At 38.5% G+C, this 892-nt stretch carries 1 pseudogene; it reads right to left on the minus strand.

Annotated features, from left to right (window positions below):
- Nucleotides 1–311: 311 nt before the first annotated feature.
- A pseudogene (locus H4J54_RS00025) lies at nt 312–461 on the minus strand (IS3 family transposase); the annotation flags it as partial.
- Nucleotides 462–892: the final 431 nt, after the last annotated feature.

The following is an 892-nucleotide window of genomic DNA, read 5'->3' on the forward strand; positions in this document are numbered from 1 at the left end:
CAGGAAAAATGGCCAAATATAAGGCATTTATTTTAATAACTAGTTGTTCTAATTATTAAATAAATAACGCAGTAGTGGGTTATTTTAACCAGTAAAAATGATCAGATAATTAGTGAGATTGGTATGACGCATTGCTCAATGCGCAAATCCTCAGGGTGAAAGCTTAGTAAAGCTAATAAGCGCCAAATTTAGAGCGGCTGTCAGATCTTCTTGTTGCAAAAGATGCTATTGCTTGAGAAAAGCGAGTCCATATAGCCCTGTTAACAGGCCAAAAACAGTTGGTTAAATAAGCGACTAGAAGCAAAATCCAACGTTTTCATCGAATGAAAAAATGACTCCATATGGGCATTGCCCGTACATTTTCCTGCTCGACTCAAGCTATGAAATATCCCATGTCGTTTCAATATTTTTTGATAAACTTGCCCACGATATTTTACACCTCTATCGGTATAGAGCATTAAAGATTGGTCTAAATAAAAGGATACACTAATGCTATGATACTTATCAAAGTTTTGGCTGCTGAGTACATTCGCTATAAAGCGTTTCAAATTGCAGTAAATTAAGCTTTAAACCATAAAAAGCAAAAAACCCGTAGCTAATGCTACGGGTTTTTTACGTACATAGATGCACTAATGCGTTGGGTGCAGATGGAGATGGAGAAGAAAAGTCTCACATAAAGACAAGAATACCTACACGCTCTTTAACAACGACGCTAATACGTTTCACTGCTTATGCTTAGCATAGAGGAAGTAGCGGCGCCATCTCAAGCTTTATTTATCAAATCCCAGAAAGCAAAAAACCCGTAGCGTCAGCTACGGGTCTCTCTAAATAGAAGCCTAGCAATGTCCTACTCTCACATGGGAACTCCCACACTACCATCGGCGCTAACACG

Origin of the sequence: Colwellia sp. MB3u-8, assembly GCF_014076985.1 — a bacterium.
Lineage (GTDB): Bacteria > Pseudomonadota > Gammaproteobacteria > Enterobacterales > Alteromonadaceae > Cognaticolwellia.